Annotated in this window: 16 protein-coding genes; 1 reads left to right on the forward strand and 15 read right to left on the reverse strand. The window is 70.4% G+C overall.

Annotated elements, in window-relative coordinates:
- Nucleotides 1-18 precede the first annotated feature (18 nt).
- A complete protein-coding gene (locus P8R59_RS09315) occupies nucleotides 19-726 on the forward strand; it encodes a hypothetical protein (RefSeq protein WP_278103700.1) in 708 nt (235 codons plus the stop codon).
- Here P8R59_RS09315 and P8R59_RS09320 read toward each other — a convergent pair.
- From P8R59_RS09320 to P8R59_RS09390, 15 genes are all read right to left on the reverse strand, one after another.
- Nucleotides 701-1,126 (reverse strand): VanZ family protein, encoded by a 426-nt coding sequence (locus tag P8R59_RS09320; protein WP_278103701.1) that lies wholly within the window; start codon nucleotides 1,124-1,126, stop codon nucleotides 701-703. The genes P8R59_RS09315 and P8R59_RS09320 overlap by 26 nt on opposite strands.
- A gap of 52 nt (nucleotides 1,127-1,178) precedes the next feature.
- Complete coding sequence (locus P8R59_RS09325) at nucleotides 1,179-1,346, reverse strand: hypothetical protein (RefSeq protein WP_278103702.1); 168 nt, start codon at nucleotides 1,344-1,346, stop codon at nucleotides 1,179-1,181.
- Nucleotides 1,347-1,455: 109 nt separating this feature from the next.
- Nucleotides 1,456-3,462 carry an ABC1 kinase family protein gene (locus P8R59_RS09330; RefSeq protein WP_278103703.1) on the reverse strand — a complete coding sequence of 669 codons (2,007 nt, stop codon included), beginning with the start codon at nucleotides 3,460-3,462 and terminating at the stop codon, nucleotides 1,456-1,458.
- A 345-nt stretch (nucleotides 3,463-3,807) separates the two neighbouring features.
- The gene (locus P8R59_RS09335) at nucleotides 3,808-4,020 is read right to left on the reverse strand and encodes a hypothetical protein (protein WP_278103704.1); all 213 of its coding nucleotides are present in this window, start codon (nucleotides 4,018-4,020) and stop codon (nucleotides 3,808-3,810) included.
- 11 nt (nucleotides 4,021-4,031) lie between these two features.
- Nucleotides 4,032-4,619 carry a hypothetical protein gene (locus P8R59_RS09340; RefSeq protein WP_278103705.1) on the reverse strand — a complete coding sequence of 196 codons (588 nt, stop codon included), beginning with the start codon at nucleotides 4,617-4,619 and terminating at the stop codon, nucleotides 4,032-4,034.
- Nucleotides 4,616-5,206, reverse strand: a complete 591-nt coding sequence (locus P8R59_RS09345; protein ID WP_278103706.1) for a DNA/RNA endonuclease G — start codon at nucleotides 5,204-5,206, stop codon at nucleotides 4,616-4,618. Before P8R59_RS09345 ends, P8R59_RS09340 begins: the two co-directional genes overlap by 4 nt.
- Nucleotides 5,203-5,592, reverse strand: a complete 390-nt coding sequence (locus P8R59_RS09350) for a hypothetical protein (RefSeq protein WP_083734909.1) — start codon at nucleotides 5,590-5,592, stop codon at nucleotides 5,203-5,205. The genes P8R59_RS09345 and P8R59_RS09350 overlap by 4 nt, the downstream gene beginning before the upstream one ends.
- Nucleotides 5,589-5,777, reverse strand: a complete 189-nt coding sequence (locus P8R59_RS09355; protein WP_077049528.1) for a DUF2273 domain-containing protein — start codon at nucleotides 5,775-5,777, stop codon at nucleotides 5,589-5,591. Before P8R59_RS09355 ends, P8R59_RS09350 begins: the two co-directional genes overlap by 4 nt.
- Complete coding sequence (locus P8R59_RS09360) at nucleotides 5,774-6,247, reverse strand: Asp23/Gls24 family envelope stress response protein (protein ID WP_278103707.1); 474 nt, start codon at nucleotides 6,245-6,247, stop codon at nucleotides 5,774-5,776. The genes P8R59_RS09355 and P8R59_RS09360 overlap by 4 nt, the downstream gene beginning before the upstream one ends.
- 134 nt (nucleotides 6,248-6,381) lie before the next feature.
- Entirely contained in the window at nucleotides 6,382-7,941 is a 1,560-nt protein-coding gene (locus P8R59_RS09365; RefSeq protein ID WP_278103708.1) for a glycoside hydrolase family 32 protein, read from the reverse strand.
- Nucleotides 7,942-8,014: 73 nt separating this feature from the next.
- The gene (locus tag P8R59_RS09370) at nucleotides 8,015-9,394 is read right to left on the reverse strand and encodes a glycoside hydrolase family 32 protein (RefSeq protein WP_278103709.1); all 1,380 of its coding nucleotides are present in this window, start codon (nucleotides 9,392-9,394) and stop codon (nucleotides 8,015-8,017) included.
- Complete coding sequence (locus P8R59_RS09375; RefSeq protein WP_278103710.1) at nucleotides 9,391-10,380, reverse strand: LacI family DNA-binding transcriptional regulator; 990 nt, start codon at nucleotides 10,378-10,380, stop codon at nucleotides 9,391-9,393. Before P8R59_RS09375 ends, P8R59_RS09370 begins: the two co-directional genes overlap by 4 nt.
- Nucleotides 10,377-11,288: a carbohydrate ABC transporter permease gene (locus P8R59_RS09380; RefSeq protein ID WP_278103711.1), complete on the reverse strand. Its 912-nt coding sequence runs from the start codon at nucleotides 11,286-11,288 to the stop codon at nucleotides 10,377-10,379. Before P8R59_RS09380 ends, P8R59_RS09375 begins: the two co-directional genes overlap by 4 nt.
- Nucleotides 11,288-12,166 (reverse strand): carbohydrate ABC transporter permease, encoded by an 879-nt coding sequence (locus tag P8R59_RS09385; RefSeq protein WP_077049603.1) that lies wholly within the window; start codon nucleotides 12,164-12,166, stop codon nucleotides 11,288-11,290. Before P8R59_RS09385 ends, P8R59_RS09380 begins: the two co-directional genes overlap by 1 nt.
- 76 nt (nucleotides 12,167-12,242) lie before the next feature.
- Nucleotides 12,243-13,580: an ABC transporter substrate-binding protein gene (locus P8R59_RS09390; RefSeq protein ID WP_278103712.1), complete on the reverse strand. Its 1,338-nt coding sequence runs from the start codon at nucleotides 13,578-13,580 to the stop codon at nucleotides 12,243-12,245.
- Between the last annotated feature and the right edge of the window lie 45 nt (nucleotides 13,581-13,625).

Below are 13,625 nucleotides of genomic sequence, written 5' to 3' on the forward strand. Positions count from 1 at the left end.
CCGCCCCGAAAGAGACCCGTGAACCAGCTCTCCCGCCCCCGTGTGTTGATCGTGTGCACGGCGAACGCGATCCGCTCGCCGTTCGTCGAGCATCTGCTCCGTGCCCGGTTCGCCGACGCGAGTGTCGTCGGTCCCGTCCTCACCAGCGAGGGGACGGCCGCGCGGCCCGGCCGATCCGCGGAACCGGACGCGGTCGAACTCGGACGGGAGTATGGGCTCGACCTCGCCGGTCATCGCACGCGCTCCCTCGACGAGGTCATGCTCCGCGAGTCGTCGACCGTCCTGTGCGCGGCGGCCGTTCACCGGCGAGCGGTCCTGGACATGCGTCCGGATGCTCTAGACACGACGTTCACGGTGCGCGAGTTCGCCCGACTGCTCCGGGAGGAGCGCGACGCGTCCGCCGCGGAGGATTGGGAGTCGCTGGTGCGCCGCCTCGCTCGAGGGCGGACGCGGGCGCGTCGGACACCCGCGGGCGACGATGACCTCGTCGACCCGGTCGGTCAGCCGGAGGCCGTCTGGCGGGAGTTCGAGCGCGCCGCGACGGACGCCGTCGAGGCGATCACGATGCACACGGCTCCGGCGCTCGCCGCGGCAGCGGCGGACCGCCTCCCGGGCCGTCCGCCGATGACCCGTCGGGAGCATCGAGAGCGCGCGCGTCGCGTCGGGAGTTCCGATGCTTCCCTCGACGGAGGTCGACCTCTCACTCCGGGCGTCGACGGCGGGTGAGGCGGCGCAGCGTCGCGAGGCCTGCCGCACCGAGGATGCCGCCGAGGGTGTTCGCCGCGACGTCGACGGCGCTGGACGTCCGCCCGGGGAGGAACAGCCCCTGGGCGATCTCGGCCATCAGCGGCACGACCCAGGCCACGCCGAGGATGACGAGAGGTCGACGGGGCAGAACGGTGGCGAGGATCACCCCGAACGGAACCATCATCACGACGTTCAGGGTCGGGTCGATCCCGAACGGGAAGGCCACGGGGACGACGCGCAGGAGGGCGTCGTACAGCGGACCGGCCTGCGAGTCAATGTGCTGCGGCCAGAACAGAACCGCCGCGAGGACGACGAGATAGACCGACGCCGAGACGGCCGCGAGGGTGCGGCCCCGGCCGCGCGGAGGTGCGGTGCGCATGCTTCACCGTACGAAGCCGCGCACGCGTCGCCCGCCGCGCGAGCGAGGGGGATCAGAGGGTGATCGCGCCGCTCAACCCGGCCCCCGACGGGGCGTCGAGCGCGCGGCCCTCCTCGCTGTCGGCGCGGGCGATGATGCGGCCGAGGCCGATGCCCGCGGCGAGGGCCGCAACGATCCAAGTGACGATACCGACGACGATGGCGGTGACGACGAAGACCATGGGACTTCTCCTTTGGAGTCCGGTGGTGCACAACGGGTAGCTGATCGACACTGTAGCGGTCCCGCGCACGGGAAAGAGAGACTCCCGCCGCGTGGCGGAATGCGCTATGTCAGCCCCGACGCGTGAACGTCCGGCGGACCACCCTCAGCAGTCCCAGGAAGCCGAACAGGCCGATCACTGCGCCGAGGATCGCGAACAACGTGACCGATCCGCCGAGCACCGGTCCGCCGCCGGCGACGATCAGGACGACGGCGATCACGACCGCGGCGATCGAGACCAGGGTCGTCGCGATCTCGGAGGTGATCCGGCTCAGGATGCCACTCGTGTCGGTGCCGTCGTCGGAGCGCAGCGTGATCCCGATGGAGCCGCGCTCGATGCCGGTGAGCAGGGCTTCCAGGCGCTGCGGCATCCGCTGCAGACGTGCGAGCGAGATGACCGCGCCGGCCTGGAGGTCGGTGGCCGCGCGGCTGAGCGAGAGCGAGCGTCGGAGCAGGGTGGGCATGAGGGGGAGTGCTCGGCCGACCATGTCGAAGTCATCGACGATCACGCGGAGACAGCCCTCCAGAGTGGCGAAACTGCGCAACGCGGATGCCAGCTCCCCGGGCAGGGCGATCCGGTGCTGCCGGATCACGTCGACGATGCGGGTGAAGATGGAGCCCTGCCCGCCGCTGCGCACGTGTTCCGCCGTGAGGACGATCCCGACGTCGTGGCGGAAGGCATCCAGATCGACGTCGTCGGGGGCGTCGACGATGAGCAGGAGCGCGTCGGTGGCGGCCACGTCGTTCTCGCTGAGGGCCGCGAGGAGGAAGGCCGTCATGTGCTGACGGCGGCTGCGCTCGATGATGCCGACCGCGCCGAAGTCGATCAGCCCCAGCCTCCCGGTGTCGGTGAGGAGAACGTTGCCGGGGTGGAGATCGGCGTGGAAGACGCCGTACACCAGGATCTGCTCGATGACCGTCGACATGAGCACCTCGGCGAGCCGATCCCGCTCCTCGGCCGTCAGCGCCGCCAGGCGGTCCGCGGAGTCGCTGAGCGCGGTGCCGTCGACGAGTTCCATGGTGAGCACGCGCGTGCTCGAGGCCTCGGGGAACGCCCCGGGGATGGTGACGAGCCCGCGGCGTCCGGGCTCGGCGGCGTCGATGCGCTCTATCGTGGCGCGGATCATCTCCGTGTTCTGCGCCTCGACGCGATAGTCGAGTTCCTCCAAGAGCGTCGTGGTGAATCCGCGGGCGACGGATTCGATGTGCAGGTCGCGCCCGACGCGGGTGCGCTCCTGCGCGCGCTGGGCGAGGCGGCCGATGATGTCGGAATCCGCCTCCACCTGGGCGCGTGCGGCGGGGCGCTGGACCTTGACGACGACGCGACGGCCGTCGTGAAGCGTCGCCCGGTGCACCTGGGCCACGGAGGCGGCCGCGAGGGGGTTCGGGTCGACGTCGGCGTAGATCTCGTCGATCGGGCGGCCGAGATCGCTCTCGATCACCTCGCGCACCGTCTCCCAGGGGAGGGTGGTCGCGCTCGTCTGCAGCGAGGCGAGGGCGCTCAGATACGGCTCCGGGATGAGGTCGCGGCGCGTGGAGAGCACCTGGCCGAGCTTGACGAAGCTCACCCCGGCGTCGTTGATCGTGGCGACGATGGCCCGGGCGCGTTCCTCCGAGGTGCTGAGCTGCTGCTCCACACGGGAATGGCCGCCGTGGAAGAGCCAGCCGACGCCGTGTCGCGACGCGATGGCGAGGATCTGGAGGTAGCGACGTGTGCGCTTGCGCTGCCGGAGACCGGCACGGATCACATCGATCGGATTGGGCAGGGGTCGCGTCGGGAAGATGGCCTCGCTGGCGACGAGGGTGGCGACCCCGAGGGCGAACACCCAGCTGATGGACAGTGCGATGAGACCGAGGGCCAGCCAGACGTTCCCGCTGTCGGCGAGCGTCGAGCCCGCGGGGAGGTTCGTCTGCTCCAGCACCCATTCCGCGGCGGGAACACCGAGGAAGAACACCAGGAGTCCGACGGCGATGCTGCGCGGCCACCCCACCGCCGTCCCGATGATCTGACGGGCCACGAACCCCACGAGGATCGCGCAGACGATCGCGACGATGGCGATGAGCAGGGTGACGACCACGGGGTCAGCGTAACCGTCGACTCAGGAGATGCGGGCGAGCCCGCAACCCGAGCACACCCACACGGCCGCGGAACCTCGGCTCTCGGGCTCCATGCGGTGCAGGCATCCGGGGCACCGGGGAGGGAACCCGACGGCCGTGTCGTCGTCGTCGGCCCGCGTCTGAGGAGCAGAGGGGGCGGGGGGTGCGGCGGGAGGTGGGAACATCGATGCCCTTCGGTCGAGGACATCTTTACATGCGCATGCTCCGGCACGGGAGGGTCGTCCACAGGAGGCCGGCCGCGACGACGAAGGGGGAGGGACGCCGTGCGTCCTCTCCCCCTTCCGCGTGGCCGCGCGGTCCGTCCGTCAGCGACGGAATTCCCGCAGCGCCTTTTTGGCCTTCTTCTCGGCCCGGGCGGCGGCCTTGCGTCGACGTCGGCGTGCGCGCGGGTCGTCCCACAGGCGCACGATCTGATGGCCGACCGACTCGCGGTTCTTGACTTCGACACGGCCGGTCCGCGTCCCGATCACGTAGGCGATCAGGACGAGGGCACCGATGATGATGATCCGGTTGCGCATGGCATCCCCTTCTAGTTCAGGCGCTTCTGGTCGTGCGCGAGCTTCGCGCGGAGACTCGAATGCACCGAGATGAACGTGCGGAACTGCTGACCGGTCAGGGTCGCGAGATTCGTCACGAGGGTGTCGACGTCCTCGGCGATCTGACGGGGCGACGTGTTCTGGCGCGGCGTGATGCTCACGTGCAGCACCGTCTCCTTGCGCACCTCGTTCGAGGAGATGCGCGAGGCGAGGATCTCGTCGCGCTCGTCGAGCGAGTTCTTCAGAGCCGCCGAGGCGAAGTCGTCGGTCACGATGATGCGACCCGCTTCGCTCTCGGAGCCGATGGACTGCAGCGGCACGCGGTGCTTTCCGCGCACGGCGCCCACGGCGACGAGCACCAGCACGATCACGACGACGGCGAGCACGGCGATCGCCCCGATGTCCAGCGACGGCTGACCGATCCCCTCGGTCCATCCGCGGACACCGTCGGCGGTCCGCGTCCACACGTCGGCGGCGCCCGGGAGGGCGGCCACGACGATCAGCAGACCGCCCAGAGCCAGGAGGACCAGCGCGACGATGAGAAGCAGGATGCGGTTGAGTGCGCGATTGGTGTTCCTCATCGGAGATCCTCCTTCCCCGCGTCGAGCGGGCGCTCGACACGGACGTGCGTCCGCACGGACGGGGTGAGACGGTACGACGCGACCTCCTCGTCGACGATGGCTCGAAGACCGTCGATGTCGACCGGGATCCCGAGCGGCGGGCGCACGGTCACGTCCACGCTGCGGTGGGCGACGCCCACCACCACGTTCTCGCGGGCGATCCCGGACTCGAGGCTCACGTGCTGGGCGATCGAGGAGGCCACCACGCCGTTGTCGACGACGACCGCGCGCTCTCCCCAGGTCATCTCGTGGCGGGAAAGCCGGCCCGGGGCCACGGCGATCACGAGCACGATCAGCCCGATCACGGCGATCGCCGCGCCGATGGCGATGAGCGCCGCGGGGACGACGGCCGTGGGGAGCGCGGCGAGAGCGTCGAAAGCGGCACCGGGAGCCACCAGCAGCGGCGGCCGGCCGGCGAGCGACAGCCCGATCTCGACAGCGGCGTACACCGCGGCCAGGATGAGCAGGATCACGACGACGAGCATCGCTCCGGTGCGGGGCGAGTGCGTCTCGCGACGCACGACGGTACGCAGAACGGAGTCGGTCATCTCACCCTCCTTCTCTTCGGGGTGGTCGCCCCGGCGATGGTCAGGTCCACGCGCGACACCTTGCGCCCGAACAGACGGGTGAGGCGGTCGTGGAGATCGTGCTGGATGCCGCGAGCCGCTTCCAGTACGGGGGTGGCGGCCCGCACCGCCTCGGTGTCGTCGAGGCGGGGGACGGGGAAGGGAGCCTGGACGCGGACCACGACGGTGTCGCGCGAGGCGGCGATGTCGACCGACACGTCCGCACGGTCGACGCCGATGGCTTCGGCGGCGGCCTGCTCGGCCGCTTTGCGGAAGACGCGGTCGGCCACGTCCACGCGGCCGTGGGTCTGCACGCTGACCCCGCCCCCCGGGGCGGCGGTGGCCACCCCGGGAAGCGCGGTGGTCACGATGTGCTCCGACCCGAGAATGCGTTGGCGATGCTGCGGATGTCGATCTCGCCCGAGACGATCCGACCGACGACCGCGCCGATCGCCATGAACAGGGCGACCAGGAGGAAGCCCCAGAACCCGAAGATGAGTGCGGCGGCGGCCAAGATCAGGCCGACGAGGGCACCGGTGATGGTCGGGTTCATGACACGCGCGAGGGGGTCGAGTCGTCGTCATCGTCACCCGGGATGTGGATGTCGTTGACGTCGACGTTCACCTCGACGACCTCGAGGCCGACGAGACGGCTGATGGCACCGGCGACGCGCGCGCGCACCTGGTCGGCCACCTCCTGGATCGGAGCGGGGTACTCGACCACGATGGTGAGGTCGGCGGCCGCCTGGGTCTCGCCCACCTCGACCTTGACGCCCTGCGTCAGGTCGGTGGCGTTGATCGCGTCGCGGATCGCGCCGAAGGCGCGCGCTCCGCCACCGCCGAGGGCGTAGACGCCGGTGACCTCTCGCGCCGCGATGCCGGCGACCTTGGCCACGACGGAGTCGGCGATGGTGGTCTTGCCGGCGGTGTCGGCGGCGAGGTTCGCGGAGCCGGCGGATGCGCGGTCCACGCGCGAGCCCTGGGGCGCGGCGGTGGGGGCCGCGGGCTTTTCTTCGATAGCCATCGGAGTGTCCTTCCTGTACGTCCTGGCCGGGGCGGTCATCCCGTGCCAGCTGTGTTCGCTTACTGGTGAGACGTATGCGGAAGGGGTTTCGTCACGCCGCGGCCCCCACTTTCTCCGGATGCGTGCGGCCACGGTCACACGGGGGTCGCGAACTCCCGGATCGTGAGGCCCGAGAACTGCGCGGCACCGCCGTCGGTGTACAGCGAGATCCCGGTGTCGCCGTCGAGGAAATGCACCCGCTGCGAGAGCACGGTGTGCCCGGCGTTGACGAAGACCTCCACGCTCTGGCGATCGACGAAGATGCGCAGGTGCACGGACCTGGCCGCGGGGTCGATGGGCGCGGCCGCGCGGGTGTACGGCGCGAGAGCGTATCCGGCACGGTCGGACGGCCCCCGGTCGACGTAGAGGTCGGATCCGTACTTGCCGATGTTCGTGTGGCGGGACCCGTCGGCCGACCGGCCGACCGAGACGCCGACGTTGACCGCATCGGTCCAGGCGATGTCCACCTCGAGCTCGTAGGCACGCCCCGTCCAGGGGAGCACCGCACTGCCGTTCACCGTCCGGTCCGGCAGGGTCACCGTCGAGGTCGCGCGACCCGCCAGGGCGGAGATCGGTGCGCTGAGCAGGCTGTACCACCCGCCGGGCTGCTTCTCCAGGCGCAGCTCGCGCACGATCGAGTTCTGGCCGTTGTAGCCGTCGGAGACGTCGGTGGGGACGTCACGCGCGGCGTACTTCCAGTTGTTCATCCACCCGATCGCCAGCCGTCGGGTGTCGGGCGCCTCGATGCTCGGCCACGTCACCGCCCCGTACCAGTCCCAGCCCCAGTCCAGCCACTGCGGGGTCGGGTCGTCGGCGACGAAGTGCGTGCCGTTCCACGTTCCCATCCAGTACGCGTAGGTCATCGGGAGCCCGACCGTGTAGGCATCCATGCTCGCCCCCAGCACCCAGTGCCGGGTGCCGTCGTCGGCGGTCATCTGGAACAGATCGGGGCATTCGATCCCACCGAGCTGCGGGTTCGGGTAGTCGAAGTTGCTGCGCCACGTCCACTGCCGGAGGTTCGACGAGGTGTAGAAACCCGCGTAGCGGGCACGGCCGAGAGCCATGACCCATTCACCGCGCGACGCGTCCCAGTGCACCTTCGGGTCGCGGCACCACTCGGCGTTGTCGATCTCGGCCGGGGTCTGGGCGGCGCGACCATCCGTGTTGACGAGGACGGGGTCGGGGAGCATCGTGAAGCTGAACCCGCCGTCGGTCGACCAGTAGAGATACTGCTCCTGGTATTTCCGGATGCCGTCGGTGGGACGGGTCGCGAGCGCGATGACCGCTCCCGCGCCGAATCCCGCGGTGTTCGCCTCGTCGACCACGAGGCACCCCGACCACACGGGGACCCCGTTCGTCAGCGGCATGACGGTGCCGTGGTGGACGAAGCTCACGCCGTCGGTGGTGGCGTGATCCCACCCGCCGGGACCGTTGTTGACGTCGGAATGGAGGTAGTACAGCTGGTACTGCCCGCCCGAGACGATCGGGCGCTGCGGATCGCACAGCCAGGCCGTCGGCGGGGTCATGTGGTAAATCGCGCGTTGCGACGGCGGGGTGGCGCGGGCGGCCACGGGAGCCGCGGACGCCAGGGCGAGGCCGAAGGCCCCGGCTCCGGCGCCCTGCAGCAGGGTGCGGCGGGAGATCTCGAACGGCATGATGCTCACTTCCTCGTGATCGGCGGGCGCGACGATGCACCCGCCGGGTGTCCGGCGGTTCGGTTGTGGTGGGTCAGGCGGCCGCCGGAACTGCCCGACCTTCCTGCGCGTTGTCGAGCCCGACGATGCGCACGGCGGGAGCCTCCGCCCCCTCGGAGGTGGCGCGGACGGCCACGTGTCCCGCGCCGAGGGTCACCAGGTGCGAGAGCACGGTGGCGCCCCGGTCGGCGAAGACCTCCAGGAGGGGGCCGTCCAGCACGATCGTGAACACCGCCACGCCCGCTTCGAGCAGCGGGGCGACGCGCGCGCCGGCGAAGTCCGGGTGCAACGTCTGCGCGGCTTCGCCCGTGCGCGACACGGTGAGGGTGCGAGCGGTCGGGTCGTGCACGATCTCGACCGCGGCATCCGCTTCGCCGTCGAGCCGGATGCGCAGGATGCCGGTGTCCGCGGGGTCGCGACGGATCTCGATGAGCGCGTGGGGATCGATACCGGCCTCCGGCAGGGGCGTCGCGTCCGGGGCTGCGGGGAGGACCGGGTGCTGCACGAGCCGTAGCGCGCCCGCGATGCGGCGCAGCCCCAACGTGCGCGGCAGCGACATCGCGCCGCGCCACGGAGCGGTCGGCACGGCGTGCGCGTAGCGCCAGTTGTTCATCCAGGCGAGCATCACCGCCGCGCCGCCGGGGGCGTCGTGGAAGGTGACGCCGGCGTAGAAGTCCCGGCCGTGGTCGACGGGGAGGAGGACGTCCTCGTCGGCGCGGAACACGTCGCCGACGAGGTCGCCGACGACGTAGTGCATCGCCGACCCGGCCGGGTCGGGCGCGTCGCCCACGGGGTTCGTGCTCAGCAGCAGCACCCAGGCGGCGGCATCTGATCCCTCGACCGGGAGCCGCACGAGATCCGGGCATTCCCACACGACCCCGGTCGGGCCGAGCGGGCCGAACGACCCCGTCTCGCGCCACGATTCCAGGTCGTCGGAGGCGTAGAACACGACGCGCCGTTCCACCGCCTCGACCGCGAGCATCAGCCAGCCGCCGCCCGGGAGCGCGACGACCTTCGGGTCGCGGAAGTCGGAGCTGTCGCGGTCGAGCACCGGGTTGGCGGCATCCGGGGTCCAGGTGAGGCCGCCGTCGAGACTGGTCGCGCGAGACTGGGCCTGGATGCCGTGGGCGTAGGCGCTCGTGTAGAACGCCGTCAGGGCGTCGCCGGGGCCGGCCACGACCGATCCCGAGAAGATCTGCTCGCCGGGGCGATGGGCGAGGGCGACGGGATGCTCCTCCCAGTGCAGGAGGTCGGGGCTGGACGCGTGGCCCCAGCTCATGTTGCCCCAGTCGTTGCCCGCGGGGTTGTACTGGAAGAACGCGTGCCACCGGCCGCCGGTGTGCACGAGGCCGTTGGGGTCGTTCATCCAGTTGCGCGCGGGCGCGAGGTGGAAGCGCGGGCGGGGCAGGCTCACATCGACTCCCGGAGGACCGGTGGGCAGGCCACGAGCTGGCGCGCACCCGACGCGGGCGCCTCCAGTCCCAGGAGCGTGCGCACGCCGGCGGCGCCCAGCTCGTAGTGCGGCAGCGCGACCGTCGACAGCGGCGGACGCAGGTGCGCCGCGATGACGTCCTGGTTGTCGAAGCCCATCACCGCCACGTCGTCGGGGATGCGCAGGCCGCGGTCGCGGAGGCCGTCGTACAGGCCCATCGCGACGCGGTCGTTGTGGCAGAACACCGCCGTCGCTCCGGAGGCGACGACGGCTCCGGCGATGCCGTACCCGCCCTCCTGCTCGGGAGCCGCCTCGAAGATCAGGGAGTCCTCGCTCGCGACGCCGGCGTCCTCCAGGGCGGCGCGGTAGCCCGCGAGCCGTCCGTCCCTCGCGGGGGAGGGGGACGTGGTGTTCACGAAGGCGATCCGACGATGACCGGCCGAAAGGAGTTCCTCGGTGGCCGTCCGACCGCCCTGCACCTCGTCGGGGACGACCGCGGGGAACGCGTCGTCGGCGGCGAAGCAGTTCACCAGCACCGTGTCGGTGTGCTGGAGCGGCGGCGGCACGTCGATCTCGCGGTGGTACCAGGTGGAGTACAGGATGCCGCGCACCTGGTGCTCGAGCATCATCGCGATCGCGTCGTTCTCGGCGGCGGCGTTGCCCTCGGTGTTGGCGACGAGCAGGACGAAGCCGTGACGCCACGCCTCGTCCTGGGCCCCGTGGATGATCTGTCCGGCGAAGGGGGTGGTGGCGATGGCATCCGCCACCAGGCCGATGAAGCGCGAGTTGCCTTCGGACAGCGTCTTGGCGAGGGCGTTGGGCCGGTAGCCGAGCGCCTCGATCGCCTCGTGGACTCGGCGTCGGGCGTCTTCGCCGATGCGCGCGCCCGGCTTGTCGTTCACCACGTGCGACACGGTCGCCACCGACACCCCGGCCGCCCGCGCCACGTCGCGCATCGTCGTGCTCATCCCTTGGTGGCTCCGCTCTCCAGGCCGGCGATCATCGCCTTGTTCAGCACGAGGAACACCAGCAGCAGTGGCGTCACCGTGACGCACACCGCGGCGAACGTCGCCGTCCAGTCGGTGTTGCCCATCGCTCCGATGTAGTTTTGCAGCCCCAGCGGGATGGTCTTGAGTCCATCGGACAGAACGAACGTGTTCGCGAAGATGAAGTCGTTCCAGATGAAGATGCTGTTGACCAGGACGACCGTGATGATCGTGTTCACCGACAGCGGCGCCGTGATCTGCAGGAAGATCCGGTACGGGCCCGCGCCGTCCAGGGACGCGGCCTCGTACAGCTCCCGCGGGATGTACTCGTAGAACGACGAGAACAGGTAGATCCCCATCGGCAGCGAGAACGCCGCGAGCGGCAGGATCATCGAGAGGTGCGTGTCGAGCAGCCCGACCTGCGAGTAATCGATGAACAGCGGCACGAGCGCGATCTGCACGGGCACGATGATGCCGAGCAGGAACAGCGCCCGGACGAACCCGCTGAACCGGAAGCCGAGGACCTGCAGCGCGTACGCGGCCATCATGCCGGCCACGACGATCAGAAGGCTGGCGCCGAGGGTGACGATGAAGCTGTTGGCGATGTTCAGCGCCAGGTTCCCGGTCGCGAAGGCGCGGGCGTAGTTGTCGAGCGTCCACTCCGACGGCAGCGCGAAGGGATCTCCTCCGGCGAAATCCGACGCGGTGCGGAAGCTCGTGAGGAACAGCCACAGCAGCGGGTACACCTGCACCACGACGATGAGGATCACCGTCACCGTCAGGAGAGTCCGCTGCACGCGCACCCGCGGCGAGCGGTGCACGGCGCGCGGTTCCGGGGCGTCGGACGGGGGGACGGATGCCACCGGGGGCGGGGCGAGAGTCGTGCTCATCACGCGTCCTTTCGACGCAGCAGCAGGAAGATGAGTCCCACCGCGACGAGGCACTCGACCACGATGAAGACCGAGATGGCACTGGCGTAGCCGTAGTCGGTGTGGACGAACGCCGTCTTGTACATGTAGGTGGTCAGCAGCTCCGACGCCTGACCCGGTCCGCCGTTGGTCAGCAGGTACGGGATGTCGAAGCCGCGCAGCGCGAAGGTCGTGGCCATCACGGTCGTGGTGATCCAGACGGGACGGATGTAGGGGAAGCGGATCCGCCAGAAGGTCTGCCACCAGGAGGCGCCGTCCAGGCGCGCGGCCTCCTCGAGCTCCTTGGGCACCGCGATGAGCGCCGCGTAGATGATGAGCATGTAGAGACCGGTGAAGCGCCACCCCTCGGGGATGGACACCGCCGCCAGCACCGTCTGCACGTTGGAGAGCCAGGCCGTCTGGAGGCCGTCGAGTCCCACCCACGCCAGCAGCTGGTTGAGCAGACCCACGGGCTCGAGCGAGTAGATGCGGACGAAGAGGAACGCGATCGCCACGGTGGAGATGACCGCCGGCAGCAGGTACAGCGTCTTGACCAGTTCGCGGGCCCGGGGGAGGGCGGTGAGGAGCCCCGCCACCGCCAGGGCGCCCCCGAGCTGGAGGACCAGGCAGATGGCGAGATACCCGAGCGCGTTGCCGAAGGCCGTCCAGAACACGTCGTCGCGCGTGAACATCTTCACGTAGTTGTCCAGGCCCACGAACGCGAGGTCGGTGATGCCGTCCCACGAGAACAGGCTCAGCACGAGCGACTGCACGATGGGGAGGAGGACCGCGGCGCCGTAGAGCAGCAGCGGGGGCACGAGGAAGACGGCGACGGCCAGGCCCGAGCGCCGCGGCAGCATCGACGTGCGCATCGGCGCCCGACGCCGGGCGGGCGAGCCGGCCCCGGTGACCCGGGGCCGGCTCGGTGCGAGGGTGTCAGCCACCGACGTTCTCCGTCAGAGCCGCGTCCATCGTGCTGACGAACTCGTCGGGCGTGATGTCGCCCTGCACCAGGAGGGTCAGCTCCTGCTGCAGACGGGTGTTCGTGGCGGGGTCGAGCTGGGTGTCCCAGGGCATCGCGATCTTCGGGCCCACGTCACCGGCCTGCTCGATCGCCCGCGAGTACAGCGGGGTCGCGTTCGCGGGGATGGTCGTCTCCACGCCCGTGGTCGGCGAGAGGGCGCCCGAGGCGGCGACCTCGGCGGGGTAGCGCTCGAGGGCGAACCGCAGGAAGTCGCGCACGAGCGGGTCGTACGTGGCGGAGTTGACGGCCATGCCGATGCCGGACGGCGTCACGTACTCGTTGTCGGCGGTCACGGCTCCGGAGATCGTCGGGAGCGTGAAGTAGTCGACGCTGTCGCGCACGCCCGCGTCGAGCTTGTCGGTGGCGAGGTTCGCCAGCTCCCACGTGCCGATGTTGTACACCGCCGCCTTGCCGGAGGTGAACTGCGCCTGGGCGTCGGCGTACCCCGTGGCGGAGAAGCCCTCCTGGAAGCAGCCGGCCTGTCCGAGCCCGTACAGCCAGTCGGCGGCGGCGCGTCCGGGAGCGTCCGAGAACTTCGCCTCGCCGGTCTTCAGCTTCTGCACGTACTCGGGGCCCGCCTGGCGGAACGGGTAGTAGGCCATGTACCGCTCGAGCGGCCAGCCGTCGGCACCGTCCAGGGCGATCGGCGTGATGCCCTTGGCTCGGAGCGCCGTGCACATCGGGGCGAAGTCGTCGAGCGTCGCGGGGATGGGCACCCCGGCCTGCGCGAGCAGGTCCTTGTTGTACCAGAAGAACTCCAGCTGGAACTCGAACGGCACCATGTACAGCGAGCCGTCGTCGAAGCGCTGGTAGGTCAGGGCGACGTCGCGGTACTCGTCGGACAGGCCGAGGTCCTTCAGCAGCAGGTCGACGTCGACCATGCGGCCCTGCTGAGCGAGCTTCTGCGCGAAGGGCGTGGCATCCGTGTCGAAGAGCTCGGGCAGCTTGTTGGCGGCGGCCAGGGTCTCGTACTTCTGGATGTAGCTGGGGCGATCGGGCGTCGTGATGAGGTTCAGCGAGAAGCCGGGGTGGTCGGCGGCGTACTCGTCGGCGATCTTCTGCATCGCGGTGATCACGCCGCCGTCGGCCGGACGCGACAGCAGCCACGAGATCTCGCGGGGCTTGATCTCGCCCTCGGGGTTGACGTCGGTCGGGTCGCCGGCGGAGCCGGTCGCGCCGCATCCGGACAGGACGAGCGCGGTCGCGGCGGTCAGGGCGACCCAGGATGCCGCTCGGGTGAGGTGGACCATGTGAATCTCCATTGATGTGGTGGTGCGGGTAGGGGTGAGGTGGTG

This window comes from Microbacterium proteolyticum (assembly GCF_029639405.1).
In the GTDB taxonomy this organism is placed as follows: Bacteria; Actinomycetota; Actinomycetes; order Actinomycetales; family Microbacteriaceae; genus Microbacterium.

Bases quoted from the DNA above. Each gene is read 5' to 3' on its own strand.
- P8R59_RS09375 (WP_278103710.1), bottom strand. From the start codon at position 10,380: ATGAGCACGACGATGCGCGACGTGGCGCGGGCGGCCGGGGTGTCGGTG.
- P8R59_RS09380 (WP_278103711.1), bottom strand. From the start codon at position 11,288: ATGAGCACGACTCTCGCCCCGCCCCCGGTGGCATCCGTCCCCCCGTCC.
- P8R59_RS09335 (WP_278103704.1), bottom strand. From the start codon at position 4,020: ATGCGCAACCGGATCATCATCATCGGTGCCCTCGTCCTGATCGCCTAC.
- P8R59_RS09390 (WP_278103712.1), bottom strand. From the start codon at position 13,580: ATGGTCCACCTCACCCGAGCGGCATCCTGGGTCGCCCTGACCGCCGCG.
- P8R59_RS09345 (WP_278103706.1), bottom strand. From the start codon at position 5,206: ATGACCGACTCCGTTCTGCGTACCGTCGTGCGTCGCGAGACGCACTCG.
- P8R59_RS09325 (WP_278103702.1), bottom strand. From the start codon at position 1,346: ATGGTCTTCGTCGTCACCGCCATCGTCGTCGGTATCGTCACTTGGATC.
- P8R59_RS09360 (WP_278103707.1), bottom strand. From the start codon at position 6,247: ATGGCTATCGAAGAAAAGCCCGCGGCCCCCACCGCCGCGCCCCAGGGC.
- P8R59_RS09385 (WP_077049603.1), bottom strand. From the start codon at position 12,166: ATGCTGCCGCGGCGCTCGGGCCTGGCCGTCGCCGTCTTCCTCGTGCCC.
- P8R59_RS09320 (WP_278103701.1), bottom strand. From the start codon at position 1,126: ATGCGCACCGCACCTCCGCGCGGCCGGGGCCGCACCCTCGCGGCCGTC.
- P8R59_RS09355 (WP_077049528.1), bottom strand. From the start codon at position 5,777: ATGAACCCGACCATCACCGGTGCCCTCGTCGGCCTGATCTTGGCCGCC.
- P8R59_RS09340 (WP_278103705.1), bottom strand. From the start codon at position 4,619: ATGAGGAACACCAATCGCGCACTCAACCGCATCCTGCTTCTCATCGTC.
- P8R59_RS09365 (WP_278103708.1), bottom strand. From the start codon at position 7,941: ATGCCGTTCGAGATCTCCCGCCGCACCCTGCTGCAGGGCGCCGGAGCC.